Origin of the sequence: Micromonospora sp. NPDC005237, assembly GCF_040607775.1 — a bacterium.
Taxonomy (GTDB): domain Bacteria; phylum Actinomycetota; class Actinomycetes; order Mycobacteriales; family Micromonosporaceae; genus Micromonospora.
The window spans coordinates 844602-868895 of the sequence record NZ_JBEXHJ010000001.1; the positions used below are offsets into that span (position 1 = coordinate 844602).

At 72.3% G+C, this 24294-nt stretch carries 21 protein-coding genes, 2 pseudogenes and 1 riboswitch; of the genes and pseudogenes, 17 read left to right on the forward strand and 6 right to left on the reverse strand.

The features are described from left to right. Nucleotides 1–12: 12 nt before the first annotated feature. The 4 genes from ABZT87_RS04045 (at nt 13) to ABZT87_RS04060 (ending at nt 4375) form a co-directional block, all read left to right on the forward strand. Nucleotides 13–1002, forward strand: coding sequence for a LacI family DNA-binding transcriptional regulator (locus ABZT87_RS04045; RefSeq protein WP_355133475.1), 990 nt, complete (start codon nt 13–15; stop codon nt 1000–1002). Between the two features lie 27 nt (nt 1003–1029). Beyond that, nucleotides 1030–2280, forward strand: a complete 1251-nt coding sequence (locus ABZT87_RS04050) for an extracellular solute-binding protein (RefSeq protein ID WP_354859180.1) — start codon at nt 1030–1032, stop codon at nt 2278–2280. An 84-nt stretch (nt 2281–2364) separates the two neighbouring features. Continuing rightward, a complete protein-coding gene (locus tag ABZT87_RS04055; protein WP_355133477.1) occupies nt 2365–3486 on the forward strand; it encodes a sugar ABC transporter permease in 1122 nt (373 codons plus the stop codon). Between the two features lies 1 nt (nt 3487). After that, nucleotides 3488–4375, forward strand: coding sequence for a carbohydrate ABC transporter permease (locus ABZT87_RS04060; RefSeq protein ID WP_355133479.1), 888 nt, complete (start codon nt 3488–3490; stop codon nt 4373–4375). A 36-nt stretch (nt 4376–4411) separates the two neighbouring features. Here the strand turns inward: ABZT87_RS04060 and ABZT87_RS04065 are convergent, their stop codons facing one another. Further along, nucleotides 4412–4993 (reverse strand): GNAT family N-acetyltransferase, encoded by a 582-nt coding sequence (locus ABZT87_RS04065; RefSeq protein ID WP_354859186.1) that lies wholly within the window; start codon nt 4991–4993, stop codon nt 4412–4414. Nucleotides 4994–5028: 35 nt separating this feature from the next. Between ABZT87_RS04065 and ABZT87_RS04070 the strand changes: the two genes are divergently transcribed. Further along, a complete protein-coding gene (locus tag ABZT87_RS04070; protein WP_355133481.1) occupies nt 5029–6303 on the forward strand; it encodes a glycosyltransferase family 87 protein in 1275 nt (424 codons plus the stop codon). Here ABZT87_RS04070 and ABZT87_RS04075 read toward each other — a convergent pair. Next, nucleotides 6202–6753 (reverse strand): GNAT family N-acetyltransferase, encoded by a 552-nt coding sequence (locus tag ABZT87_RS04075; RefSeq protein WP_355066845.1) that lies wholly within the window; start codon nt 6751–6753, stop codon nt 6202–6204. The genes ABZT87_RS04070 and ABZT87_RS04075 overlap by 102 nt on opposite strands. 80 nt (nt 6754–6833) lie before the next feature. Between ABZT87_RS04075 and ABZT87_RS04080 the strand changes: the two genes are divergently transcribed. The 5 genes from ABZT87_RS04080 (at nt 6834) to ABZT87_RS04100 (ending at nt 12411) form a co-directional block, all read left to right on the forward strand. Continuing rightward, nucleotides 6834–8063 (forward strand): crosslink repair DNA glycosylase YcaQ family protein, encoded by a 1230-nt coding sequence (locus ABZT87_RS04080; protein WP_355133483.1) that lies wholly within the window; start codon nt 6834–6836, stop codon nt 8061–8063. A gap of 4 nt (nt 8064–8067) precedes the next feature. Further along, entirely contained in the window at nt 8068–8613 is a 546-nt protein-coding gene (locus ABZT87_RS04085; RefSeq protein WP_355133485.1) for a DUF2752 domain-containing protein, read from the forward strand. A 342-nt stretch (nt 8614–8955) separates the two neighbouring features. Then, a complete protein-coding gene (gene thyX, locus ABZT87_RS04090; RefSeq protein WP_145785820.1) occupies nt 8956–9696 on the forward strand; it encodes an FAD-dependent thymidylate synthase in 741 nt (246 codons plus the stop codon). 47 nt (nt 9697–9743) lie between these two features. Next, entirely contained in the window at nt 9744–10670 is a 927-nt protein-coding gene (gene dapA / locus ABZT87_RS04095) for a 4-hydroxy-tetrahydrodipicolinate synthase (protein ID WP_355133487.1), read from the forward strand. 52 nt (nt 10671–10722) lie between these two features. Next, a complete protein-coding gene (locus ABZT87_RS04100) occupies nt 10723–12411 on the forward strand; it encodes a ribonuclease J (RefSeq protein WP_124854118.1) in 1689 nt (562 codons plus the stop codon). A 68-nt stretch (nt 12412–12479) separates the two neighbouring features. Here the strand turns inward: ABZT87_RS04100 and ABZT87_RS04105 are convergent, their stop codons facing one another. Together ABZT87_RS04105 and ABZT87_RS04110 are read right to left on the reverse strand one after the other, a co-directional pair. Next, the gene (locus ABZT87_RS04105) at nt 12480–14099 is read right to left on the reverse strand and encodes a YbjN domain-containing protein (RefSeq protein WP_355133694.1); all 1620 of its coding nucleotides are present in this window, start codon (nt 14097–14099) and stop codon (nt 12480–12482) included. A gap of 80 nt (nt 14100–14179) precedes the next feature. After that, the gene (locus tag ABZT87_RS04110) at nt 14180–14650 is read right to left on the reverse strand and encodes a YbjN domain-containing protein (RefSeq protein ID WP_355066841.1); all 471 of its coding nucleotides are present in this window, start codon (nt 14648–14650) and stop codon (nt 14180–14182) included. A gap of 113 nt (nt 14651–14763) precedes the next feature. Between ABZT87_RS04110 and ABZT87_RS04115 the strand changes: the two are divergent. Both ABZT87_RS04115 and ABZT87_RS04120 read left to right on the forward strand, forming a co-directional pair. Continuing rightward, nucleotides 14764–16248 (forward strand): annotated as a pseudogene (locus ABZT87_RS04115) (DNA translocase FtsK 4TM domain-containing protein); the annotation flags it as partial. Continuing rightward, nucleotides 16234–18711: an FtsK/SpoIIIE domain-containing protein gene (locus ABZT87_RS04120; protein WP_355133696.1), complete on the forward strand. Its 2478-nt coding sequence runs from the start codon at nt 16234–16236 to the stop codon at nt 18709–18711. The pseudogene ABZT87_RS04115 and the gene ABZT87_RS04120, both read left to right, overlap by 15 nt. Before the next feature lie 73 nt (nt 18712–18784). On the opposite strand, the gene ABZT87_RS04125 is transcribed toward ABZT87_RS04120, so the two are convergent. Beyond that, nucleotides 18785–19030 (reverse strand): hypothetical protein, encoded by a 246-nt coding sequence (locus ABZT87_RS04125; RefSeq protein WP_354859203.1) that lies wholly within the window; start codon nt 19028–19030, stop codon nt 18785–18787. Between the two features lie 76 nt (nt 19031–19106). Continuing rightward, the gene (locus ABZT87_RS04130; protein ID WP_354859204.1) at nt 19107–19421 is read right to left on the reverse strand and encodes an SMR family transporter; all 315 of its coding nucleotides are present in this window, start codon (nt 19419–19421) and stop codon (nt 19107–19109) included. A gap of 55 nt (nt 19422–19476) precedes the next feature. Next, nucleotides 19477–19547, reverse strand: a riboswitch (guanidine-III (ykkC-III) riboswitch). A 93-nt stretch (nt 19548–19640) separates the two neighbouring features. Between ABZT87_RS04130 and ABZT87_RS04135 the strand changes: the two genes are divergently transcribed. From ABZT87_RS04135 to ABZT87_RS04155, 5 genes and pseudogenes are all read left to right on the forward strand, one after another. Further along, nucleotides 19641–20564: an ornithine cyclodeaminase family protein gene (locus ABZT87_RS04135; RefSeq protein WP_355133490.1), complete on the forward strand. Its 924-nt coding sequence runs from the start codon at nt 19641–19643 to the stop codon at nt 20562–20564. Between the two features lie 94 nt (nt 20565–20658). Next, nucleotides 20659–22167: a 30S ribosomal protein S12 methylthiotransferase RimO gene (gene rimO, locus ABZT87_RS04140; RefSeq protein ID WP_354859208.1), complete on the forward strand. Its 1509-nt coding sequence runs from the start codon at nt 20659–20661 to the stop codon at nt 22165–22167. A 77-nt stretch (nt 22168–22244) separates the two neighbouring features. Next, nucleotides 22245–22841 (forward strand): CDP-diacylglycerol--glycerol-3-phosphate 3-phosphatidyltransferase, encoded by a 597-nt coding sequence (gene pgsA, locus ABZT87_RS04145; protein ID WP_355133492.1) that lies wholly within the window; start codon nt 22245–22247, stop codon nt 22839–22841. A gap of 118 nt (nt 22842–22959) precedes the next feature. Next, nucleotides 22960–23451 (forward strand): annotated as a pseudogene (locus ABZT87_RS04150) (CinA family protein); the annotation flags it as partial. 311 nt (nt 23452–23762) lie between these two features. After that, entirely contained in the window at nt 23763–24224 is a 462-nt protein-coding gene (locus ABZT87_RS04155) for a helix-turn-helix transcriptional regulator (protein WP_007456752.1), read from the forward strand. Nucleotides 24225–24294: the final 70 nt, after the last annotated feature.

The following is a 24294-nucleotide window of genomic DNA, read 5'->3' on the forward strand; positions in this document are numbered from 1 at the left end:
GAGAGGGATTAAGTGCCCGAGAAGGTAACCATTGCGACGGTGGCCCGGCACGCCCGAGTAAGCCGGCAGACGGTCTCCAACGTGCTCAACGCGCCGCACATCGTGCGGCAGGAGACCCGCCAGCGGGTCGAGGACGCGATCAGCGCGCTCGGCTACCGGGCCAACCAGGCGGCCCGACAGATGCGCACCGGCCGGTCCCGACTCATCGCCGCCCGGATCGAACCGACCCGCGACGGCATCAACGGCTCCGTTCTCGACCGCTTCCTGCACGGCCTCACCGAGACCGCCGACGCCGCCGGCTACCGGGTGCTGCTCTATACCGCCACCGACGACGAGCGGGAAGTCGCCACCTACGACGACCTGCTCGGCACGTACGAGCTGGACGCGTTCGTGCTCGTCGGCACCAAGTACGGCGACCCGCGTACCGCCTGGCTCGCCGACCGGGACGTGCCGTTCGTGACCTTCGGCCGCCCGTGGGACGCGCTCGACGCGCACCCCTGGGTCGACGTGGACGGCGCCGCCGGCACCGCCGCCGCCACCCGGCACCTGCTCGACGCCGGGCACCGGCGGATCGCGTTCATCGGCTGGCCCCTCGGGTCCGGTGTGGGCGACGACCGGCGGGCCGGCTGGCACGACGCGCTGCGCGCCGCCGGTGTCGACCCGACCGGGCTGCACCGCGAGACCGAGGACGGCATCGCCGAGGGCGAACGGCTCACGCGGGACCTGCTCGCCGCCGAGACGCCGACCGCCGTGCTCTGCGCCAGCGACTCGCTCGCCCTCGGCGCGCTGCAGGCGATCCGGGGCACCGACCCGCCGGTGTCGGTGATCGGCTTCGACGACACGCCGGTCGCAGCCGCGGTGGGGCTGACCAGCGTCAGCCAACCGCTCGGTGAGGCCGCCGCCCGCTGCGTGGACCTGCTCACCGGGGTCCTCGACGGCAACCACGAGACCCCCACCCACGTGCTGCTCCAGCCCTCGCTGGCGCTTCGGCACACCGCGTAGTCCCATCCCCCACCAGGAGAGAACCCCATGGCACCTCGAAACCTCACCCGGGCGGCGGTGGCCGGCCTCGCCGCCGTCGCCCTTCTCGGTTCCGCGGCCTGCGGCAGCGGCTTCGACGACTCGTCCGGCGACGCCGCCCAGTCCAGCGGACCGGCCAGCCTGCAGATCCTGATCGGATCCTCCGGCGAAGCCGAGACCAAGGCCGTGCAGGACGCCGCGGCGAAGTGGGCCAGCGGCTCCGGCAATACCGCCACGGTCACCCCGGCGCAGGACCTCACCCAGCAGCTCGGCCAGGGCCTGGCCGGTGGCACCCCGCCGGACGTCTTCTACGTCGACGCGGCCCGCTTCGCCGACTACGCGAGCGTCGGCGCGCTGGAGCCGTACGGCGACAAGATCTCCAACCCGGACGACTTCTACGAGAGCCTGCGCACCACGTTCTCGTACGACGGCAAGCTCTACTGCGCGCCCAAGGACTTCTCCACCCTCGCCCTGCAGATCAACACGGACCTCTGGGCGAAGGCCGGACTGACCGACGCCGACGTGCCGACCACCTGGGACCAGCTCACCGCGACCGCCCAGAAGATCAAGGCGAAGGGGCAGGTCGCCCTGGCGCTCGGCGACACCCGGGACCGGATCGGCGCCTTCCTGGTGCAGAACGGCGGCTGGCTGCTGAGCAAGGACGGCAAGCAGCCGACCGCCGACACCCCGGAGAACCTGGCCGCCCTCCAGTACGTCAAGTCCCTGCTCACCTCGGGCCTGGCCAAGTACCCGAAGCAGCTCGACTCGGGCTGGTCCGGTGAGGCGTTCGGCAAGGGCAAGGCCGTGATGACCATCGAGGGCAACTGGATCAAGGGCGCGCTGCAGAACGACTTCCCGAACGTGAAGTACAAGGTGGTGGCGCTGCCGGCCGGCCCGAAGGGGCAGGGCACGCTCTCCTTCACCCAGTGCTGGGGCATCGCGGCGAAGAGCAAGTACAAGGACCAGGCCATCAAGTTCGTCGAGGCGATGACCAGCGGTGAGCAGCAGCTGACGTTCGCGAAGGCGGTCGGCGTCATGCCGTCGCGGCAGTCGGTGCGCGACCAGTACACGGCCGCCTCCCCGGCGGACAAGGTGTTCATCGAGGGCGCCGCGTACGCCCAGGGCCCGGTGAACGCGCCGAAGATGGACAGCGTCCTCAAGGACCTGGACACCGGTCTGCAGAGCCTGGCCAACGGCGACCCGAAGACCGTGCTGCAGAACTTCGACAAGAACGCCAAGGCGGCGCTCGGCGGCAGCTGAGGTGACGGCGGGGGCCCCGACAGCGAGCGGGGCCCCCGTCCGCACCTCCGGCCCGGAAGGGCCCGAGAGAGGGAGGGAGGGGAGATGGCAACCGAGACACTGACCGCCGTGGCCACCACGCCCGGGACGAGCCCTCGGCGACGGCGGGGTGGCGTCCGCGGCAACGAGAACCTCGCCGGCTGGCTCTTCGTCGCACCGGTGATCGTCATCCTGGGGCTGTTCCTGCTGCTGCCGATCCTGATGGCGCTCTGGGTCAGCCTGACCGACTGGAACGGGCAGGGAAGCCCGTTCACCGGCGACGTCCCGTTCGTCGGCGCGCACAACTACACCCAGTTGTTCACCGAGGACGGGCTGGCCCGCCGCGACTTCATGACCAGCATCCGCAACAACATCTACTACGTGGCGATCGTGGTGCCGGCGCAGACCGTGCTCGCGCTCGGGCTGGCGCTGGTGGTCAACAACCGGATGCTCAAGGGCAAGAGCTTCTTCCGCAGCGCGTTCTACTTTCCCTCGGTCACCAGCTCGGTCGCGATCAGCGTGGTGTTCCTGTTCCTCTTCGCCAACTCCGGCGCGGTGAACGCGCTGCTCGGCTTCCTCGGGATCGACGGCCCGGAGTGGTTCGCCGACTCCCGGGGTGTGCTGCACCTGCTCCTCGGCGCGGTCGGCGTCGACTCGCCCCCGGCGGCGCTCACCGACGGCGGCCCGTTCGGGCTGAGCTGGTGGGACTGGCTGGCCGGCCCCAGCGTGGCGATGATGTCGATCATCACGTTGGTCATCTGGACCACCTCCGGCACGTTCATGCTGATGTTCCTGGCCGGCCTGCAGAACGTGCCGGTGACGCTGGACGAGGCCAGCACGCTCGACGGAGCCTCCCGCTGGCAGCGGTTCCGCTACGTCACCCTGCCGATGATCAGGCCGACCACCTTCCTGGTGCTCACCCTCGGCATGATCGGCTCCTGGCAGGTCTTCGACCAGGTGTACGTCATGAGCCAGGGCGACCCGGCCAAGACCACCGTCACCCCGGCGTACCTGTCGTACCGGACCGCGTTCCGGGACTTCGACTACGGCTCCGGCGCGGCGATCTCGTTCGTGCTGTTCCTGATCATCATCGTGCTCACGCTGATCCAGCGTCGGGCGCTCGCCGAGCGGGACACCGACCGGCCGCGCCGCGGCTGGCGGCGTCGACGCGTACCGGAGAGGCCCTGACATGGCCGTGCTGACCGACCGCCCGGCGGGGGCGCCCGCGCGCGGCGACCAGCGCGCGGCCCGCACCCTGGTCACCCGCTTTCTGGGGTACGCCACGCTGGTCTTCTTCGGGCTGGTGTTCCTCTACCCGTTCGTCATCCAGATCGCGAGCTCGCTCAAGACCGAGCCCGACGCGGCGGCGAACCCGCTCTCGCCGATTCCGGACCCGCTCAGCCTCGCCGGCTTCGACCGGATCTTCGCCGGCACCAACTTTCCGCTCTGGCTGGGCAACTCGCTGCTGGTCACCGTGCTGGTGACCCTCGGCCGGGTGTTCTTCGACTCGCTCGCCGGGTACGCGTTGGCCCGGCTGCGATTCCGGGGTCGCGCCGGGCTGTTCGCCGCCGTCATCGCGGTGATGGCGGTGCCCGGCGTGGTGCTGCTGATCCCGAAGTTCCTGGTGCTCAACCAGCTCGGCCTCTACAACAGCTACGCCGGCCTGGTGGTGCCGCTGCTGGCCGACGCGGCGGGCGTGTTCATCATGAAGCAGTTCTTCGAGTCGATCCCGGTGAGCGTGGAGGAGGCCGCCCGCATCGACGGGGCGAGCATCTTCCGCACCTTCTGGTCGGTGGTGCTGCCGATGGCGAAGCCGGCGCTGATCACCCTGACCATCCTGTCGTTCCAGGGCTCCTGGAACGAGTTCCCGCACAGCCTCGTGTCGGTGCAGGACCCGGACCTGTTCACCCTGCCGCGCGGCCTCGCCGACCTGGTCAGCGGCTCGCTCGGCAGCGGCACCCAGTACCCGCTCAAGCTGGGCGCGGCGCTGCTCGCCACCATCCCGGTGGCGATCATCTTCGTGGTGTTCCAGCGCTACTTCGTCCGCGACGCCAGCGACGGCGCGGACAAGGGTTGACCGTACCGGTGCGGCGGCCCCGGGCCGCCGCACCGGTCACTCGGCCGGAACCTTCTCGGTCGGCACGGCCACGTGCAGGCGCACCTGAGGCACCAGCATGTCGTCGACGTCCAGCGCCCGGGCCGCGCCGTCGGGCTCCCAACCGGTGCTGGTGAGGAACTTCCGGGTCGCCTCGTCACCGTCGAACGCCCAGGCCACCGCCCGACTCATGCCGTCGGACCGCCACAGGTCGACGGTCGCGGCGAGCAGCCGACTGCCGTGCCCGCGCCGGCCCCAGCGCGGCTCCACCAGCAGGTCGGTCACCGCCGCCACGTCCGGGCCGAGCGCGTCGGCCGGCTCACCCGGGGCGAGCGCCTCGCCGTCGGCCGGACCGGAGGCGGCGAACCCCACCAGATACGATTGCTCGGCCTGTTCGACGGCGACCAGCACCCGGTGCGCGCCCGAGGGCGGCTCCAGCACCGCGGCGCTCCACCGCCGGGCGAGGAACGCCTCGTCCAGGTTGTCGAGCACATGCCGAGGCAGAATGCGGCGGTACGCGACCCGCCAGGTCGCGAGCTGGATGCGTGCGATCTCGCCGGCGTCCTCGGGACGCGCCGGGCGGACGTACCCGAGAGCCATGGGACGGAAGCCTACGCAGGGCGAGGGAGGCGACGGTGGCGCAGGGTGCCAACAGGACGACCGCGCAGGTCGTCGGGGTGGTGGTGCTCGCCGCGGCGGTCACCGCGTTCCTCGCCGTCGCGGCCGTCCGGCACGGTTTCTTCGACCTCAAGGTCTACTACGGCGCGTTGACGTGGTGGGTGCACGACGGCGGGGAGATCTACGACTACCTCAAACCGGGCACCCAGTACGGCTTCACGTACCCGCCGTTCGCGGCGCTGGTCATGCTGCCGATGGCGTACCTGCCGTGGTCGGCCGCGATCGTGGTGAGCGTACTCGCCAGCGTGGTCACCACGACGGTGTTGATCTGGTGGCTGGTCGACCCGATCGCCCGCCGGGCCGGGTGGACTCCCTGGTTCGCCCTCGCCGTCGCGCTCTGCCTGGCCGCCGCCTTCGAGCCGATGCGGGAGACGGTCAACTTCGGCCAGGTGAACACACTGCTGCTGTTCCTGGTGGCGGTGGACCTGCTGCGGCTGCTGCCGGTCGGCGACCGGTGGGCCGGGGTGGGCATCGGCCTGGCCACCGCGATCAAGCTGACCCCGGGCATCTTCATCGTCTATCTGCTGGTCACCGGGCGGTGGCGGGCGGCGCTCACCGCCAGTGGCGCGGCCGCCGGGGTGACGTTGCTGGCCGGCGCGCTCTTTCCGGACGCCTCCCGGGAGTTCTGGACCGAGGCGCTGTGGAACACCGGGCGGGTCGGGGAGCTGGCGTTCGTCTCCAACCAGTCGCTGCGCGGGGTGGTCGCCCGGCTCGACCCGCAGCACCCGAGCACCCTGCTGTGGCTGCTGCTGGTGCTCGGCGCCCTGGCGCTCTGGGCCTGGCGGTCCCGGGTCGCCGTCGCCGCCGGTGACGAGGCGACCGGCCTGGCCCTGACCGGCGCGGTGATGTGCCTGGTCAGCCCGGTCACCTGGGTGCACCACCTGGTCTGGCTGCTGCCCGGGCTGATCCTGCTGGTCGACAACGCGATGGCCGCGCCGGCCGGACGTCGACGGCGCGTCCTGCTGGCCGCCGCGACCATCGGCTACGTGCTGCTGATCAGCCGGACCGTCTGGTTCTGGGAAAAGGACTTCACCGGCGTCGACGGCTTCGCCGGCAGCAACGCGTACGTCTGGATCAGCCTGGCCCTGCTGGCCTTCCTGCCGGTTCGCCGGTGGCTGACACCGGGCAGGTCAGTCGTCGAGGCGTCCGGCGTACCGCAGCTCGACCAGTCCGACCGGCCCGCGCCCGCCGGCGAGCGGCACCTGGTAGGTCGACCGTTCACCGTCCGGTGACAGCCCCGCCCGTTCGTAGAACCGGCGGGCCCGCCGGTTGTCCGCCAGCACCCACAGCCGGTAGCCGGTCCAGCCCCGTTCGCTGAGCCCGGCGCGGGCGGCGGCGAGCAGTTCGGCGGCCATCCCGTCGCCCCAGAACTCCGGCTCGACGTAGAGCGCCAGCACCTCGCCGACCGTCGGGTCCAGATCGTCGCGGTCCTGGTTGCGGCGGTACGGCCCGAACGTGGTGAAGCCGACGACCAGCCCGTCCACCTCGCCGAGCAGGGTGCTGAACGGGTGCTCCGGGTCGGCGGTGCCCAGGTCACGACGGCGCTGCGCCCAGGCCCCCACGTTGAGCCGTCCGAGCACCTCGTCCGGCATGAAGCCGGCGTAACCCGCCTGCCAGCCGTGCACGTGCACCCGGGCGACCGCCTCGGCGTCGTCGGGCTCCTCCCGGCGGATGGTCAGCATTGCACCGTTCTATGCCCCCGTAGCCGTCGGAGTCCAGCTTCCCGCACCGGCGTCGTACCGATGATTTATCGTCGCCGACGATGGCCGCACCGGAAGCACTCTCACTCGCCCAGGCCCGCCGGGTGGCACTCGCCGCCCAGGGTTTCGCCGACCCGCCGCCGGTCGGGGTGCCCACGCGTCGACATCTGCGCCGGGTCCTCGACCGGGTCGGGTTGATCCAGATGGACTCGGTCAACGTGCTGCAACGTGCGCACTACCTGCCGCTCTACAGCCGGCTCGGTCCGTACCCCACCGCGCTGCTCGACCAGGCCGCCTACCGCCGCCCCCGCGAGCTGTTCGAATACTGGGGCCATGAGGCGTCCCTCGTGCCGGTCGGGCTGCACCCGCTGCTGCGCTGGCGAATGGCCCGCGCGCAGAGCGAATCCTGGGGTGGCATGCGGCGCATCGCACAGGAGCAGCCGGAGCTGGTCGCCTGGGTCCGGGCCGAGGTGGCCGCGCGGGGTCCGTTGACCGCCGCCGAGATCGAGCACGACGCGCCCCGGGAGACCGGCAACTGGGGGTGGAACTGGTCGGCGGTGAAGCGGGCGCTGGAGTTCCTGTTCTGGGCCGGCGAGGTGACCGCCGCCGAGCGCAGCACGTCCTTCGCCCGCCGCTACGACCTGCCCGAGCGGGTGCTCCCGCCGGCCGTGCTGGGCGCGCCCACCCCGACCGACGCCGAGGCGTACCGCGCTCTGGTGGCCCTGGCGGCGCGGTCGCTCGGGGTGGCCGCCGAACCGGAGCTGCGCGACTACTTTCGGCTGCCACTGGCCGGCGCCCGGCAGGCCGTCGCGGAGCTGGCCGAGGCCGGCGAGCTGGTGCCGGTCACCGTGGCGGGCTGGCGACAGCCGGCCTGGCTGCACGCGTCCGCCCGGCTGCCCCGGTGGATTCGGGGCAACACGCTGGTCAGCCCGTTCGACCCGCTGATCTGGGAACGTGCCCGCACCGAGCGGCTGTTCGACTTCAGCTACCGGATCGAGATCTACGTCCCGGCGCCACAGCGGGTGTACGGCTACTACGTGCTGCCGTTCCTGCAGGGCGACCGGTTCACCGCCCGGGTCGACCTGAAGGCCGACCGCAAGGCCGGGGTGCTGCTCGTTCCGGCCGCCTGGGTCGAGCCCGGCGCCGACCCGGGGGAGACCGCCGTGGCGCTCGCCGCCGAGCTGTACCGGCTCGCCGGCTGGCTCGGGTTGGACGCGGTGGCGCCGCCCGCGGCCGGCGACCTGGCCGGTCCGCTCACCGCCGCGTTGGCCGGCGTGTCCGGTGTACCGTGAGCGCGTGACGAGCGTTCCCGGACCGGTCGACCAGCCGCAGCCCGCCCCCGGTGCGAGCTGGCCGGCGAGCCCGCCGGATGGCTACGGCTACCCGGCGCCCGAGCCCGACCGGCTCACCCGGGGCGTGCTGTGGCTCTACGAGCGGTCGCCGCGCTGGGCGGTCCCGCTGGCCGCGGTCGGGTGCGTCGGCCTCGGCATCGCCTACGCGCTGCTGAGCAACCCGGCCCACGCCGACCCGGACGCCGCGCCGACCTGCCTGCTCAAGCTGACCACGGGGCTGGACTGCCCGGGCTGCGGCGGCACCCGCGCGCTCTGGTACGTGCTGCACGGCGACCTGCCGGCCGCCGCCCGACACCACTTCCTGTTCGTCTTCGCGCTGCCCTTCCTGGCGTACCTCTTCGTCGCCTGGGCGGGCCACCAGGCGTTCGGTTGGCGGCTGCCGGAGCTCCGGATCAGCTCGAAGGTCATCGTCGGGTTCCTGGGCGCGTGGCTGGCCTTCTCGGTGCTGCGCAACCTGCCCTGGGCGCCGTTCACCTCGCTCTACGTCTGAGGCCTGCCAGCCCCGGCCCGGCGTGCCGTGGCGCGGCCTTCCTCGGCCTTCCTCGGGCGGGCCGTGAGGTCCTGCGCGTCCTGTAGAGCTGCCCCGGATATGGGGCGTGGCGGTGGTGCGCCCGGCGTCGTGCCGCCTGCCCCACTTCTGGGGCAGCTCTACAGGGAACCGGGGGTGTGCGAGACCCGCGAGCCACCGGATCCGCGCGTAGAGATCTTGGACACCTCCGGGCGCCGGCGCGTCCGCGAGCACCGGTGATTCGGCTGCGGTTGGCGGCTTCCACACCGCGAGCCCGAGTTGGGGGCGGGACCGCCGGCTACTACAGTCCCTGGCATGCCGGAGATGGTGCAGCCCCAGGTCAAGTTGATCGCGTGGACCCAGTTCGCGGCCCCGGACGACGTGCCGTGGTCGACCGACGCCGAGGGCGGCCAGGCGCTCGCCGAGTTCGCCGGGCGGGCCTGCTACCAGTCGTGGAAGAAGCCGAACCCGGCGACCGCCACGAACGCCGGCTACCTCGCGCACATCCTGGAGGTCGGGCACCTCAGCGTGCTGGAGCACGGCTCGGTCACCTTCTACTTCACCGGGGTGTCCCGCTCCTTCACCCACGAGTTGATCCGGCACCGGCACTTCTCGTACTCCCAGCTCTCCCAGCGCTACGTCCCCGAGCGGGACGCGGCCATGGTCGAGCCGGCGGTCATCGCCGACGACCCCGAGCTGCACAAGAAGTTCACCGAGGCCGCCGAGGCGAGCGTGCGGGCGTACACCGAGCTGCTGGAGGGTCTTGAGCAGCGCTTCTCCGACGAGCCCAACCCGACGCTGCGCCGCAAGCAGGCCCGGCAGGCGGCCCGCGCGGTGCTGCCGAACGCCACCGAGACCCGGATCGTGGTCACCGGCAACTACCGGGCGTGGCGGCACTTCGTCGCCATGCGGGCCACCGAGCACGCCGACGTGGAGATCCGTGAGCTGGCCGTGGAGTGCCTGCGCCAGCTCCAGGGAGTCGCACCGAACGTCTTCGCCGACTTCGTGATCTCGACGCTGCCGGACGGCACCGAGGTGGCGGCCAGCCCGCACGAGGCGTCCTGAGCCCTTCCCCGGCAGGCTCCGGCTGGTCGTCCGCTAGGTTGGAGGGTATGACGCACGACCACCCCGACGCCGCGGCCCAACCGGCGTCCCGCCCCTTCGGCCGGGTGCTCACGGCCATGGTGAGCCCGTTCACCCCCGACGGCTCGCTCGACCTCGACGGCGCCGCCCGACTGGCGAGCCACCTGGTCGACGAGCAGGGCAACGACGCGCTGGTGGTCAACGGCACCACCGGTGAGTCGCCGACCACCACCGACGCGGAGAAGGAACGCCTGATCCGGGCCGTGGTGGAGGCCGTCGGTGACCGGGCCAGGGTCGTCGCCGGGGTGGGCACCAACGACACCCGGCACACCATCGAGCTGGCCGCCGCCGCCGAGAAGGCCGGCGCGCACGGCCTGCTCGTGGTCACCCCGTACTACAACAAGCCGCCGCAGAGCGGTCTGCTGCGGCACTTCACCGCGGTGGCCGACGCCAGCGGACTGCCGGTGATGCTGTACGACATCCCGCACCGCTCCGGCGTGCCGATCGACACCGAGACACTGGTCCGGCTCGCCGACCACGCGCGGATCGTCGCGGTCAAGGACGCCAAGGGCGACCTGACCGCCACCAGCTGGGTGACCAGCCGGACCGGCCTCGCCTTCTACAGCGGCGAGGACGCGCTCACCCTGCCGGCGCTGGCCGTCGGCTGCGTGGGCGTGGTCGGCACCTCGACGCACTTCACCGGGGCGCTGACCGCACAGATGATCGAGGCGTACGACGCGGGGGACATGCCGGCCGCGCTTGCCCTGCACCGGCGGCTGCTGCCGCTGTTCACCGGCATCTTCCGCACGCAGGGCACCATCCTGGTGAAGGCGGGCCTGGCGTCGCTGGGCCTGCCGGCCGGCCCGGTGCGACCCCCGCTCGTGGACGCCACCGACGACGAGATCGCCCAGCTGCGCGCGGACTTCGCGGCAGCGGGCCTGGAGCTGCCCGAATGATCGAACGACACGATGGGCGCCGAGTGATGGCGTCGCAGAATGAGGTGGACGCGTGACCGAGGCGCACATCGAGGCGGAACTGCCCCCGCCGCTGCCGGAAGGTGGCCTGCGGATCATCCCGCTCGGCGGGCTCGGCGCCATCGGTCGGAACATGACCGTCTTCGAGTACGACGGCAAACTGCTGATCGTCGACTGCGGGGTGCTCTTCCCCGACGTCGAACAGCCGGGCGTGGACCTGATCCTGCCCGACTTCGGCCCGATCCTGGACCGGCTGGCCGACGTCCAGGCGATCGTGCTGACCCACGGCCACGAGGACCACATCGGCGCGGTGCCGTACCTGCTCGCCCACAAGCCCGACATCCCGCTGGTCGGCTCGCAGTTCACCCTCGCCCTGGTCGAGGCGAAGCTGGCCGAGCGGCGCATCCAGCCGTACACGCTGACCGTGCGGGAGGGCGGCCGGGAGCGGCTCGGCCCGTTCGAGTGCGAGTTCTTCGCGGTCAACCACTCCATCCCGGACGCGCTCGCGGTGGCCATCCGCACCCCGGCCGGCCTGGTGCTGCACACCGGCGACTTCAAGATGGACCAGCTCCCGCTGGACGGCCGGATCACCGACCTGGCCGGCTTCGCACGGCTCGGCGCCGAGGGCGTCGACCTGCTGCTGTCCGACTCCACCAACGCGGAGATCCCCGGCTTCGTCACCCCGGAGCGGGAGATCGGGCCGGTGCTCGACTCGATCTTCGCGAAGGCCAAGGGCCGGATCATCGTGGCCTCGTTCGCCTCGCACGTGCACCGGGTGCAGCAGGTCTTCGACTCCGCCGCGGAGCACGGCCGCAAGGTCGCGCTGATCGGTCGGTCCATGGTCCGCAACATGGGCATCGCCCGGGACCTCGGCCTGCTCAACATCCCGGCCGGCCTGGTCATCGGGATCGAGGAGGCGACCACGCTGCCTCCCGAGCAGATCGTGCTGATGTCCACCGGTTCGCAGGGCGAGCCGATGAGCGCGCTGGGCCGGATGGCCAGCGGCGACCATCGGCACATCACCATCGCCCCCGGTGACACAGTCGTGCTGGCGTCGTCGCTGGTGCCGGGCAACGAGACCTCGGTCTACCGGGTCATCAACCGGCTCGCCCGGGCCGGCGCGGTCGTCGTGCACAAGGACGTGGCCAAGGTGCACGTCTCCGGGCACGCCCCCGCCGGCGAACTGCTCTACCTGCTCAACGTGGTCCGGCCCAGCAACCTGATGCCGGTGCACGGCGAGTGGCGTCACCTGCGCGCCCACGCCCGGCTCGGCATCGAGTCCGGGGTCGCCGCCGACCGGGTGGTGATCTGCGAGGACGGCGATGTCGTCGACCTCGTCGAGGGCCGCGCCAGCCTCGTCGGGCACGTGAAGAGCCGGTACGTCTACGTGGACGGCCTCGCCGTCGGCGACGTCAGCGAGTCGCTGCTCACCGAACGGCGGATCCTCGGCGACGGCGGTTTCATCGCCACCACCGTGGTCGTCGACTCGGTCACCGGCAAGGTGGTCGCCGGCCCGACGCTGTCCGCGAAGGGCTTCTCCGAGGACCCGGAGGCGTTCAACCCGGTGGTGCCGCTGGTCACCGAGGCGCTCAACCGGGCCGCCGCGGACGGCATCACCGACCCGCACCAGCTCCAGCAGATCGTCCGGCGGACCGTGGGGCGGTGGGTCAACGACAAGTACCGTCGTCGGCCGATGATCGTGCCCACCGTCGTCGAGGTCTGAGCACGTCGCGCTGACGCCGGTCCACCCGTTCGGGGTGGGCCGGCGTCGCCGTGTCGGCCGCCGAGCGGTCAGGGCAGGTCGGCCACCGCTTCGGCGTACGCGACGCCGGTGGCGATCGCGGCGTCCACCAGCACCAGCAGCTGCGCCGGCGCCACCCCGTGGGCCAGGTCCGTCGCCACGTCCCCGGCGAGCACGATCTCCGTGTCGAGATCGTGCGCGTACGCCTTGGGCAGCAGCCGGTCGTGGTTCCAGGCGTTGCAGAAGGCGTACGCCTCGGCGCGGCGCGCGGTCGGCAGCCGGCGGGCGGCCATCGCCCGGGTGTGCAACACCTCGCCGCGTTCGCCGGCCCGACGGAACTGGATCACGGCCGCACCCCACCGGCCGACCACGGTGCCGCCGTCGTCGACCAGGTACCGGTCGCCGCGCCTGTCCAGCGTCGAGGTGATCATGTCGGTGGTGAGCGCCATCACCTCCCGCTCGGAGTCCGCCTCCGCGCCGGCCTCGTCCGCCCCGGGCTCATGCGCGCCGGCCTCGTGCGCGCTGGCCTCGTCGCCAACCTCGTCGCCAACCTCGTCGGCGGCCTCGTCGTCGGCGGGCAGCGGCGCTGCCGTCGCGGATGGGCGCTCGGCCAGCCAGGCCGCCATCCGGCCGGACTGGTGACCGGTGCCGTTGCGGGCGTCGAAGCTGCCCGCCAGGTCGGTGGCGAGGCCGAGCAGCAGCGCGCCCAGGGTGCCCACCTCCAGTTCGGTGGCCGGGCGATCGACGTACGCCGGGCGGTGCACCGTCCGGTCACCCAGCCACGCCTCCTCGGCCAGCCCGCAGACCAGCGCCCCGGCGGCGGCGAACTCCATCGCGGCGAGGTCGTCGGTGGGCCGGTCCAGTCGGGGCAGCTGCTCGGTCAGGATGGCCAGCCCGCGTTCCAGGTGCCCGCCGAGCGCGCAGAACCGCAGATGCGTGGCGAGGTACGGAAAGGCGGAGCGCTCGCGCCGGTGTCGCCGGTACGCCCGCACGTGCGCCGCCGCTGCCTGCTCTGGTTCGCCGAGCCGCAACAGCGGCAGCAGATCGGCGACCAGCGCCCGCTCGGGCTGGTCGGTGCACTCCTGAGCGTCGGCGTCGTACGCCCGCAGCTCAGTGCGTGCGGCCTGCCACTCGCCCCAGCCGGCGAGCAGTTCCGCGCGTCGGGCCGGGGCGCAGCCGGGGCATCCACCGGCCGGGCCGGGACGCGTGCCCGCCCACCCCTGGAAGAAGCGGCGGGCGGTGGGTTCGTCGCCGAGGTGGTCGGCGATCCGGCAGCGCAGCTCGGCGACGGTCGGCGCGTCGGGCCCGCCCGCCCCCACCCGGTGGGTGAGGTCGTCCAGCAGGAGTCGGGTCTGGTCCAGCCCGACCCGAGGCGTGCCGAGCAGCGCCTCCACCGCGTAGCGCTGGTAGCGCGCCAGCAGCTCAGCCTCGGCGTCGGTGAGCAGCGTGGGCCACCGGTCGGCGGCGGCCCGGCAGCGTCGCAACGGCTCCACCAGCCGCCACCGCTCGCCGTGCAGCAGGTACGCCTCGATCAGGGCGAACCGGGCGTCCACCGCGGACCGGACGTCCCCGGCGGCGTCGGCCCGTTCGGCGACCCGTTCCAGGGCGACCAGCCGACCGGGCCCGTCGGGCAGGTCCCGGGCGTCGGCGAGCGCGGCCACCAGCGCCAGGACGCGCTGACCTGCGACCCGGCCATCGGAGGGGCCGTCCGCCCGGTCGGTGCGGCTGCCCGCCGCCTCCTCCCGCCCGGTCACGCCGACACCGCGCCGGGCAGCCGGCCGACGGCGACGGCGAGCTGGCAGCCGGCCGTGATGCCACAGTCGAGCAGTTGGTCGAGCTGGTGCGGTGTGACCCCGCGCTCCAGGTCGGTGATCACCTCACCGTAGATCCGGGCCTGACCGCCGTCGTCGACGTGCACGAACGCCTTCGGCCAGAGCCGGTCGTGGTTCCAGGCGTTGCAGAAGGCGTACAGGGCGGGCACCTGCTCGATCCCGAAAGCGGGCGCGACCATGGTGCGGACCTGGAGCAACTCGCCGTCCACCCCGAGACGCAGGAACCAGATCAGGTTGTCGTCGAAGCGACCCACGAGGTCACCGTTCACGGCGCGGCCGACCGGCCGGCCACGCGCGGCGAGCACCGCGGCGACCAGCTCGTCGGTCAACGGGCGCAACCTACCGGGGTGCCCGGCCAGCGGATCGTCCTCGAGTCTCGGCGACGCCATCGGGCATCCCTTCTGAGGCGGATATCACGACCGGCGGCGGGGTCAGTGCTGCGACGCGCGGACACGACCCGGAAAAGCGGCGATCTGCCCGGCCCCACCGTTACCGTGACTCTATGGCGGGCCGTACCTCTCAGGCGAGCCGGCGACGCGGCGCGTCGCCGCGCGGTGGCACCAACAGCCGTGCCCGTCAACCGGCGAAGAAGACCCGGGCGCCGGTACGGCGGCGCACCACACCCGCCCGCCCGGGGCCGGCCGTCTACGTTGGCCGCGCGATCGGTGCACTGTGGATGGGGCTGGCGCACGGGATGGGCTGGGCGGTGCGGGCCGCCGGCCGGCAGGCCGCCTCCGCCCGCGACCTCGACCCCGAGCACCGTCGCGACGGCGGCGGGCTGCTGCTGTTCGGGCTGGCCCTGCTCAGCGCCGTCGCGCTCTGGTTCTCCGGAGCGGGCCCGGTGGGCGCGCGGCTGGCCGACACGATCCGGCTGTTCCTGGGCGCGATCTCCGTGGTGGTTCCGGTGCTGCTGATGATCGGGGCGTGGCGGCTCATGCGCCAGCCGGCCGATCCGGAGCACCGGGGCCGCGGGTTGATCGGGTGGGGCTCGCTGCTGGTGTCGACCGCCGCGCTGCTCCAGATCGGTCAGGACCCGACGAACACCGTGCAGCGTGACTACGCCGGTGGCCTGGTCGGCGCCGGCGTGGGCGGGTTGCTGGAGCGGGCGGTCACCGCGTGGGTGGCCGTACCGTTGCTGGTCCTGCTGTTGCTCTTCGGCCTGCTCGTGGTCACCGCGACGCCGATCAACAAGATTCCCGAGCGGCTGGGCCTGCTCGCCGGTGCTCTGGTCGCGACACCGGACCCCGGCGTCGCCGAGGAGGTCGACGAGACGGCCGTCCGCCCGGCGCGCAGGCGACCGGCGAAGCGGATGCCGCCACCACTGGACCCGGACGACTTCGACGACCTGGAGGGCGCCGACCTCCAGGAGACCATGGTCCTGCCGCGCAAGGCCCCGGCGAAGGTGCCGGCCAGCCGCAAGCCGGCCGAGCCGCCGGAGCACTCGCCCGCGCCCACCCGCGCCGAGCAGCTCGCGTTGACCGGCCTGTCCGGTGACTACACCCTGCCCCCGGCGAACATGCTCAGCGCCGGTGCCGCCGCGAAGACCCGCAGCAAGGCGAACGACGAGGTGATCGCCGCGCTGACCGGCGTCTTCGACCAGTTCGACGTGGACGCCGCGGTCACCGGCTTCACCCGGGGCCCGACTGTCACCCGCTACGAGGTGGAGCTGGGGCACGGGGTCAAGGTCGAGCGGATCACCCAGCTCTCCCGCAACATCGCGTACGCGGTGAAGTCGCCGGACGTACGGATCCTCAGCCCGATCCCGGGCAAGAGCGCGGTCGGCGTGGAGATCCCGAACACCGACCCGGAGAACGTGGCGCTCGGCGACGTGCTGCGCTCGCGGGCGGCGACCAGCGACCACCATCCGATGGTGGTGGCGCTCGGCAAGGACATCGAGGGCGGCTACGTGGTGGCCAACCTCGCCAAGATGCCGCACATCCTCATCGCCGGGGCCACCGGCGCGGGCAAGGCGCTGGCCCTGGACACGCCGATCCCGACACCTGACGGCTGGTCCACGATGGGCGACCTCCAGGTTGGCGGGAAGGTTTTCGACGAACACGGCCGTAGCTGCACCATCGTCGCTGCCACCCCAGTGATGTACGACCGCCCCTGTTACGAAGTGGAGTTCTCCGACGGCACGGTGATTGTCGCCGACGCGCAGCACCAATGGCAGACGACGACCAGAGCTGGCCGGACCCAGCGAACCCATCGTTGGAGGGACGGGGCCTACTGGTCGGCGGATGATCGGCACCGGCTGGCTACAAAGACCGACGAGGTGTTGGCAGAGCCTGATCGTTCGGTATCGACCGACGAGGTTGTCTCCGATGTCGGCCAGCAGTTTCGGAACGCGCTGTACAAGGTGGTGCGTGGGCTGCCGAAGGAGTTCGGCAATACCCTGACCAGCTATGTGCGGGGCGGACGCGAGGTGGCCCGCCGAGTTCCCGCCTATTCCCGCCACCGTCTTTATCAGGCGTTGAACGAACTCGTCGCTGATCCAGGCCGGTCGGGTCGGAGGCGCAGCTTCGACGACCGGCCAGTGACGACCGAAGAGATCGCAGCTTCGCTGCGGGTGGTCGGGCGTGGCGGGTCCTGGGCCAACCATGCGGTTGCGGTGTGTGGACCACTCGACTATCCGGAGCAGGATCTACCAATCGCTCCGTACACGATGGGTTGTTGGCTGGGTGATGGCACGACCGGCTCGGCCTCCTTCACCTGCGACGAGGATGAGTTACTGGACAACATTCGGCTGGACGGGTACGTGGTGACGAAACACCCCTCCAGCCGGATGCATTACACGATCTCCAACAAACCAGAACGGGACGGGCGAATCGCCGAGGCTGTGAATCTGTTCGCTCAGGGTGTAAGCCTCGTTCGGGCGTCTCGGCAGGCCGGGGTCGGCCTTTCCGCTGTATGCCTGGCGGCTCGCGGTCGGGCCAGGGTTGCACGGCCGGGCCGCCGCGAGCCAGACTCTGCGCCCCGAGAGCAGTACCGGACGTTGCGGCACTTGTTCCGCGAGATCGGGACGAAACACATTCCTGCCAGCTACCTGCGCTCCTCGGAGGAGCAGCGGCGGGCTCTGCTGGCTGGTCTGTTGGACACGGACGGAACAATTTCCCCTCGGGGCGGAGTCGAGCTGGGGCTCACAAACCAACGTCTGGCACAGGATGCTCTAGAGCTGATCATCGGGCTCGGCTACCGGGCGACAATGACGACCAAGCGGGTGAAGGGCCGGAGCGAGTCGTCCTCCACCTTCTATCGAATTCACTTCACCCCGGCCGACAAGGTCTTCCGGCTGACACGCAAAGCGAGCCGCCAGGTGGTCGGCGGGCGTGCCACGACTGCCCGTCGTTACATCGTGGATGTACGACCAATCGCCTCGGTGCCCGTCCGGTGCATCGAGGTCGACAGTCCGAGTCATCTGTACCTGGCCAGCCGCGCGTGCATCCCCACCCACAACTCCAGCTGCCTCAACACCCTGCTGGTGTCTGTCCTCACCCGGGCCACCCCGGACGAGGTGCGGCTGCTGCTGATCGACCCGAAGCGGGTCGAGATGACCGGCTACGAGGGCATCCCGCACCTGGTCACCCCGATCGTGACCAACGCCAAGAAGGCGGCCGACTCGCTGGACTGGGTGGTCCGCGAGATGGACATGCGCTACGACGACCTCGCCGCCAACGGGGTCCGGCACATCGACGACTTCAACCGCAAGGTCCGCAACGGCGAGATCAAGGCTCCGCCGGGCAGCGAACGGGAGATGCGTCCGTACCCGTACCTGTTGGTGATCGTGGACGAGCTGGCGGACCTGATGATGGTCGCGCCGCGCGACGTGGAGGACTCGGTCGTCCGGATCACCCAGCTGGCCCGGGCCGCCGGCATCCACCTGGTGCTGGCCACCCAGCGCCCCTCGGTCGACGTGGTGACCGGTCTGATCAAGGCGAACGTGCCGTCCCGGCTGGCGTTCGCCACGTCGTCCCTCGCGGACTCGCGGGTCATCCTGGACCAGCCCGGCGCGGAGAAGCTGCTCGGCCGTGGTGACGGTCTCTTCCTGCCGATGGGCGCCTCGAAGCCGGTCCGGATCCAGGGCGCCTGGGTCACCGAGCGCGAGATCGCCGACGTGGTGAAGTTCTGCAAGGACCAGCGCGAGCCCGACTTCCGTCCGGACGTACTGGCCCCCGCCCAGGAGAACAAGAAGAAGATCGACGAGGACATCGGCGACGACCTCGACCTGCTGGTGCAGGCGGTGGAGCTGGTGGTCACCTCGCAGTTCGGCTCCACCTCGATGCTCCAGCGCAAGCTGCGGGTCGGTTTCGCGAAGGCGGGCCGTCTCATGGACCTCATGGAGACCCGGGGCGTGGTCGGGCCGTCGGAGGGGTCGAAGGCGCGCGACGTGCTGGTCAAGCCGGACGAGCTGGAGGACGTCCTGGCCGGCCTGCGTGGCGACGTGGACTGACCGCGCCGGACCGCCCGACCCGCTGACAGCGACGGGCCCGCCGGAAGCCGGCGGGCCCGTGTAAGCAGAACGCTCAGTTGTTGATCAGCGCGCCGATGATCACCAGGCTGATGATCGCGGCGACGACGCTGGCCGCGGCGGCGTACCAACCCAGCGGCTTGTCGCCCAGGACGGCGCCGACGACGCCGGCGATCACGCCGAGCACACCGAAGATGATCGGGTTGAGCAACAGGGCGAGCACGGCGAAGACGAAGCCCACGATGGTGAGGATGCGGGCGGCGTTGTTACGCGGGCGGGCGGTGGTGGGGACGTCGGCCATGTCTTCCTCCGGTGTGAGAGCCTGTCGTGCCAGACCGATCAACTACCCACCGTGGACATTGGTCACGCGTACCTCTTCAGTGGAAGATCTTCAGTCCGACCACGCCGGCGATCACCAGCAGCAGGCAGAGGACCCGGGGCAGGCTGGCCGACTCGCCGAGCGCCAGCATCCCGACCAGCGCCGTCCCCACCGCGCCGATGCCGACCCAGACCGCGTAGCCGGTGCCGACCGGGATGTCGCGCAGCGCGTACGCCAGCCCGCCCATGCTCAGCACCAGGGCCAGCACGAACACCGCCGACGGGAGCAGCCGGCTGAAGCCGGCGCTGCGGTCCAGGGCGATCGCCCAGACCGTCTCCAACAGTCCAGAGATCACCAACACCAGCCAGGCCATCGTCCACCTCACGAAGAAGCGCCCGGGCTGCCGCACCGGACGAGTCGGGTCGTCACGTGGGGCGTCTTGGCCTGACCGGGTACGCCCACCACTCGTCCGGAGTGGTCACCGGCATCCGGGGCCACCGTGGCCGACGCTAGCACCGGCCCGGCGGCCGGGATGGTGACTCCCGCCACCACGCGTTGACCTCTACCTCGCTCTAACTTGCAGTATGGCGAGATGGCCCTGCTCTATGCCGATCCCGAGATCGCCGCCGTCCTGGACGCCACCACCACCGTCGACGCCATGCGCGTCGCCCTGCTGGCCGCGTACGAGGGGCGGCTGGTCGCCCCACCCCGGGCCGCCGCCCCGCTCGGCGGGGGACGGATGGTGCTCACCGCCGGGCACCTGGTCGGCGAGTGGTACGGCTACCGCTCGTACGACACGTTCGGCCACCCGCAGGGCGAGCAGCTGGTCGTGCTGCACGACGCCCGCACCGGCGCGGTCCGGGCGGTAGCCGTCGGCGAGGAGCTGGGCTCCCGGCGTACCGGTGGGCTGGGTGGCGTGGCGGTCGACGCGCTGGCCCGGCCGGACGCGGCGACCCTCGGCGTGATCGGCTCCGGGCGGCAGGCGTGGACCCAGGTGTGGGCCGCGGCGGCCGTCCGCCCGCTGCGCGAGGTGGTGGTGCACAGCCGCTCGGCGGCGCGCCGGGACGCCTTCGCCGCCCGGGTGCGCGCCGAGCTGGGCGTGCCGGCCCGCGCGGTCGCCGACCCGGGCGCGGCGGTCACCGGGCGGGACATCGTGGTGCTCGCCACCACCAGCCCCACCCCGGTGCTGCGCGCCGCCGATGTGAGCCCCGGCACGCACGTCAACGCGGTGGGTTTCAAGCAGCACGACCGCAGCGAGTTCGGCACCGACCTGCTGGACGTCGCCGACCTGCTGGTCACCGACTCGCCGGCCCAGGCGGCGGACTACCAGCCGCCGATGCTCGCGGCCCTGCCCCCGTACGCCGGACGGTTGCGTGACCTGGGCGGCATCCTGGCCGGCGCGGTCCCCGGCCGGACCACCGCGGACCAGCTCTCCGTCTTCTGCTCCACGGGCCTGGCCGGCACGGAGGTCTTCCTGCTCGACGCGCTGACCCGCGTGGGCATCGGGGCGCGCTGACGGGTCGGCGCCCGGCGACGACGCGCGAGGTGTGTGCCGGACGACCACCCCGGCCCGCGTGCGCGGGCTTCCGCGGCCGGCCCGGTACCCTCGGATGGTGTCTGCCACCTCTCCTTCTCCTTCCGACAACGCCGACGGCCGTCGCGTCGCCCTGCTGACCCTGGGCTGTGCCCGCAACGAGGTCGACTCGGAGGAGCTGGCCGCCCGCCTGCACGCCGACGGCTGGCAGGTGACCACCGACGGCGAGGGCGCCGACGTGGTGGTCGTCAACACCTGCGGTTTCGTGGAGAAGGCCAAGCAGGACTCCATCCAGACCCTGCTCGCCGCCGCCGGCACCGGCGCGAAGGTGGTGGCCGCCGGCTGCATGGCCGAGCGCTACGGCCGGGAGCTGGCCGACAGCCTGCCCGAGGCGCAGGCGGTGCTGAGCTTCGACGACTACCCGGACATCGCGGCCCGGCTGAACGCCGTCGTCGCCGGGGAGCAGATCACCGCGCACACTCCCCGGGACCGCCGCGAGCTGCTGCCGCTGACCCCGGTGCAGCGCCAGAGCGCCACCGTGTCCCTGCCCGGGCACGGCACCGTGGCGCGCACCGTCGTCGACACCGACGAGCACACCCCGGCGCACCTGCGCCAGGTGCTGCGCCGCCGACTGGACACCGGCCCGGTCGCCTCGCTGAAGCTCGCCAGCGGCTGCGACCGGCGCTGCGCGTTCTGTGCCATTCCCGCGTTCCGTGGGGCCTTCGTCTCGCGTACGCCGGACGAGCTGCTCGCCGAGGCGGAGTGGCTGGCCAAGACCGGCGTACGGGAGCTGGTGCTGGTCAGCGAGAACTCCACCTCGTACGGCAAGGACCTCGGCGACCCCCGCGCGTTGGAGAAGCTGCTGCCGCAGCTCGCCGCGGTGTCCGGCATCGTCCGGGTGCGGGTGAGCTACCTCCAGCCGGCCGAGACCCGGCCCGGTCTGGTCGAGGCGATCGCCGGCACACCGGGGGTGGCCCCGTACTTCGACCTGTCGTTCCAGCACTCCAGCGAGCCGGTGCTGCGTCGGATGCGGCGTTTCGGCTCCACCGACCGGTTCCTGGAGCTGCTGGCCAGTGCCCGCGCGCTGGCCCCGGAAGCGGGCGCGCGGAGCAACTTCATCGTGGGCTTCCCCGGCGAGACCCGCGCCGACATCGACGAGCTGACCCGGTTCCTGACCGAGGCCCGACTCGACGCGATCGGCATGTTCGACTACAGCGACGAGGACGGCACCGAGGCGGCCGGCCTGCCCGGCAAGGTCTCCGCCGCGACCATCAAGCGGCGCTACGACCGGCTCAGCGCGCTCGCCGACGAGCTCTGCTCGCAGCGGGCCGAGGACCGGCTCGGCTCGACCGTCGAGGTGCTCGTCGACGCGATCGTCGACGGCGTGGTGGAGGGCCGGGCGGCGCACCAGGCGCCGGAGGTGGACGGTTCCACCACCCTTGTCGCACCTGCCGACGGCGGGGTCGACCTGGCCGCGTTGCGCCCGGGTGACCTGGTGCGGGCCACGGTGACCGGCACCGAAGGGGTGGATCTGCTCGCGGTGCCGGATGAGATGATCTCGGCGGCGCCCGGCGCGGCACGGTGACGGCGGGCCCGGACGAAGCGGGGGAGCCTGGTGGTGCGGTGCCGGAAACGCCATGGCGACCCGAGCGGAGCGAGGCGGTGACCGGGGCGACGGAGTCGACGCCGGCCCGGGTGGTCGCGCGGGTGCCCGTGCTCAACGCGGCCAACGCGCTGACCGCGCTGCGGCTGTTGCTGGTGCCGGTCTTCGCCGCGTCCGTGATCGTGTCGGGGATGACCCACGCGGGCTGGCGGATGGCGGCCTGTCTGATCTTCGCGGTGGCCTCGGCGACCGACCTGGTGGATGGCTGGATCGCCCGCCGATTCGCTCTGGTCACCTCGGTCGGCAAGGTGGCCGACCCGATCGCCGACAAGGCGCTCACCGGCGCGGCCCTGGTGCTGCTCTCCTGGTACGACCGGCTGCCCTGGTGGGTGACGGCGCTGATCCTCGTCCGCGAGCTGGGCATCACCGGGCTGCGGTTCTGGGTGATCCGGCACGGGGTGATCGCGGCCAGCCGCGGCGGCAAGATCAAGACTGCGCTCCAGATCCTGGCCATCGCCTGGTACCTCTGGCCGATGCCGGCCGCCCTCGTGGCCGTCGGCCCCTGGATCATGGGTGCCGCCGTCCTGGTCACGGTGGCGACGGGCTTCGACTACATAACCCAAGCCCTCCGCCTCCGCCGCCCCCACCACCCCTGACCCCCCCGGTGATCATGAAGTTATTGCCGTCCGGGCCGGCGTGTCGGGGCGATAACTTCATGATCGACGGGGTTCGGCCGGGAGGGTTGGGGGTCGGCGGGTGGGGAAGGACGGGCTCATGCGGCGGGAAGAGCGGGACGAGAACGCGACGGGTAGCGCGGCGGCGGGTGTCGTGCACAGTCTGTCGCAGCGCCACGAGACCCTGGCCACCGTCGAGTCGCTCACCGGCGGGCTGCTGGCCGCGTCGATCGTGGAGATCGCCGGGGTCAGTGGGATCTACCGGGGCGGGCTGGTCGTCTACGCCACCGAGCTGAAGTCCACGCTGGCTGGCGTACCGGCCGATCTGCTGGCCGAGCGCGGCCCGGTCGACCCGGACGTGGCGGCGGCGCTCGCCGAGGGCGGCCGGCGGCGCTGCGGCGCGGACTGGGGGCTCGCCACCACCGGGGTCGCCGGCCCGGAGCCGCAGGACGGCAAGCCCGTGGGCCTGGTCTACGTCGCGGTCGCCGGCCCGAGCGGTGTCGAGGTCCGCCAGCTCGACCTGGACGGCGGGCGGGACCACGTACGCTCGGCCGCCGTGATCGAGGCGCTGCGGCTGCTCGCCGAACGGATCCACGCCGCCGACGAAGCCGCCCGGGACGGGTTGGAGACGGCCGACGAGGCCGACCGGGACGGCGTTGGGACGGCCGGCGAGGTCGCCCGGGACGGCGTGGGGACGGCCGACGAGGTCGCCCGGGACGGTCTGGGGACGGCCGGCGCGGGGCGCCGATGAGCCGCCCCGGGCGAACCAACGGGCGGGGCGGGATGTCGCCGGGCCCCACAGCGGGTACGGTTGCGGGAAGGCTCCGACGCTCGGAGCCGGCGCGGTCCGCTGCGGCCGGCCGCCCGACGCCGGGCGAGAGGTATCCCTCAGGGGGAGGTGCGATGGTCCTGCTACGCCGGGTGATCGGTGACGCACTGCGGGCGCGCCGGCAGGGACAGCAGCGCACACTGCGTGAGGTGTCCACCGCCGCCAACGTCAGCCTCGGCTACCTCTCCGAGATCGAGCGGGGGCACAAGGAGCCGTCCAGCGAGCTGCTCGCCGCGATCTGCGACGCGCTCGGCGCCCGCCTGTCCGAATTGCTGCGCGAGGTGAGCGACACCGTGGCCCTCGCCGAGCAGATGCCCGCCGGGGTGCTCGTCGGCATGCAGGACGAGCCGGCCGAGGCCGCGCCCGTCGGCGCGACGGCCGCCGTGCGCAAGGGCGCCAACCGGGGCGTCCGTCAGGTCACCTCCGATGGCAAGGTCGCCGTGTCGGTCCGGCAGGACTCGCCGCTGCGGGCAACCCTGCGCAGCACCCGGGTCCGCCCCACCGAGCGCGACCGGGACGTGGTCTGCGCCGCCTGAACCCGTCGAGCGGTTGACCATGGGCGACGTGGCCACAGCCGCGTAGGGTGGCCCGCAGGAGCCGACGGTT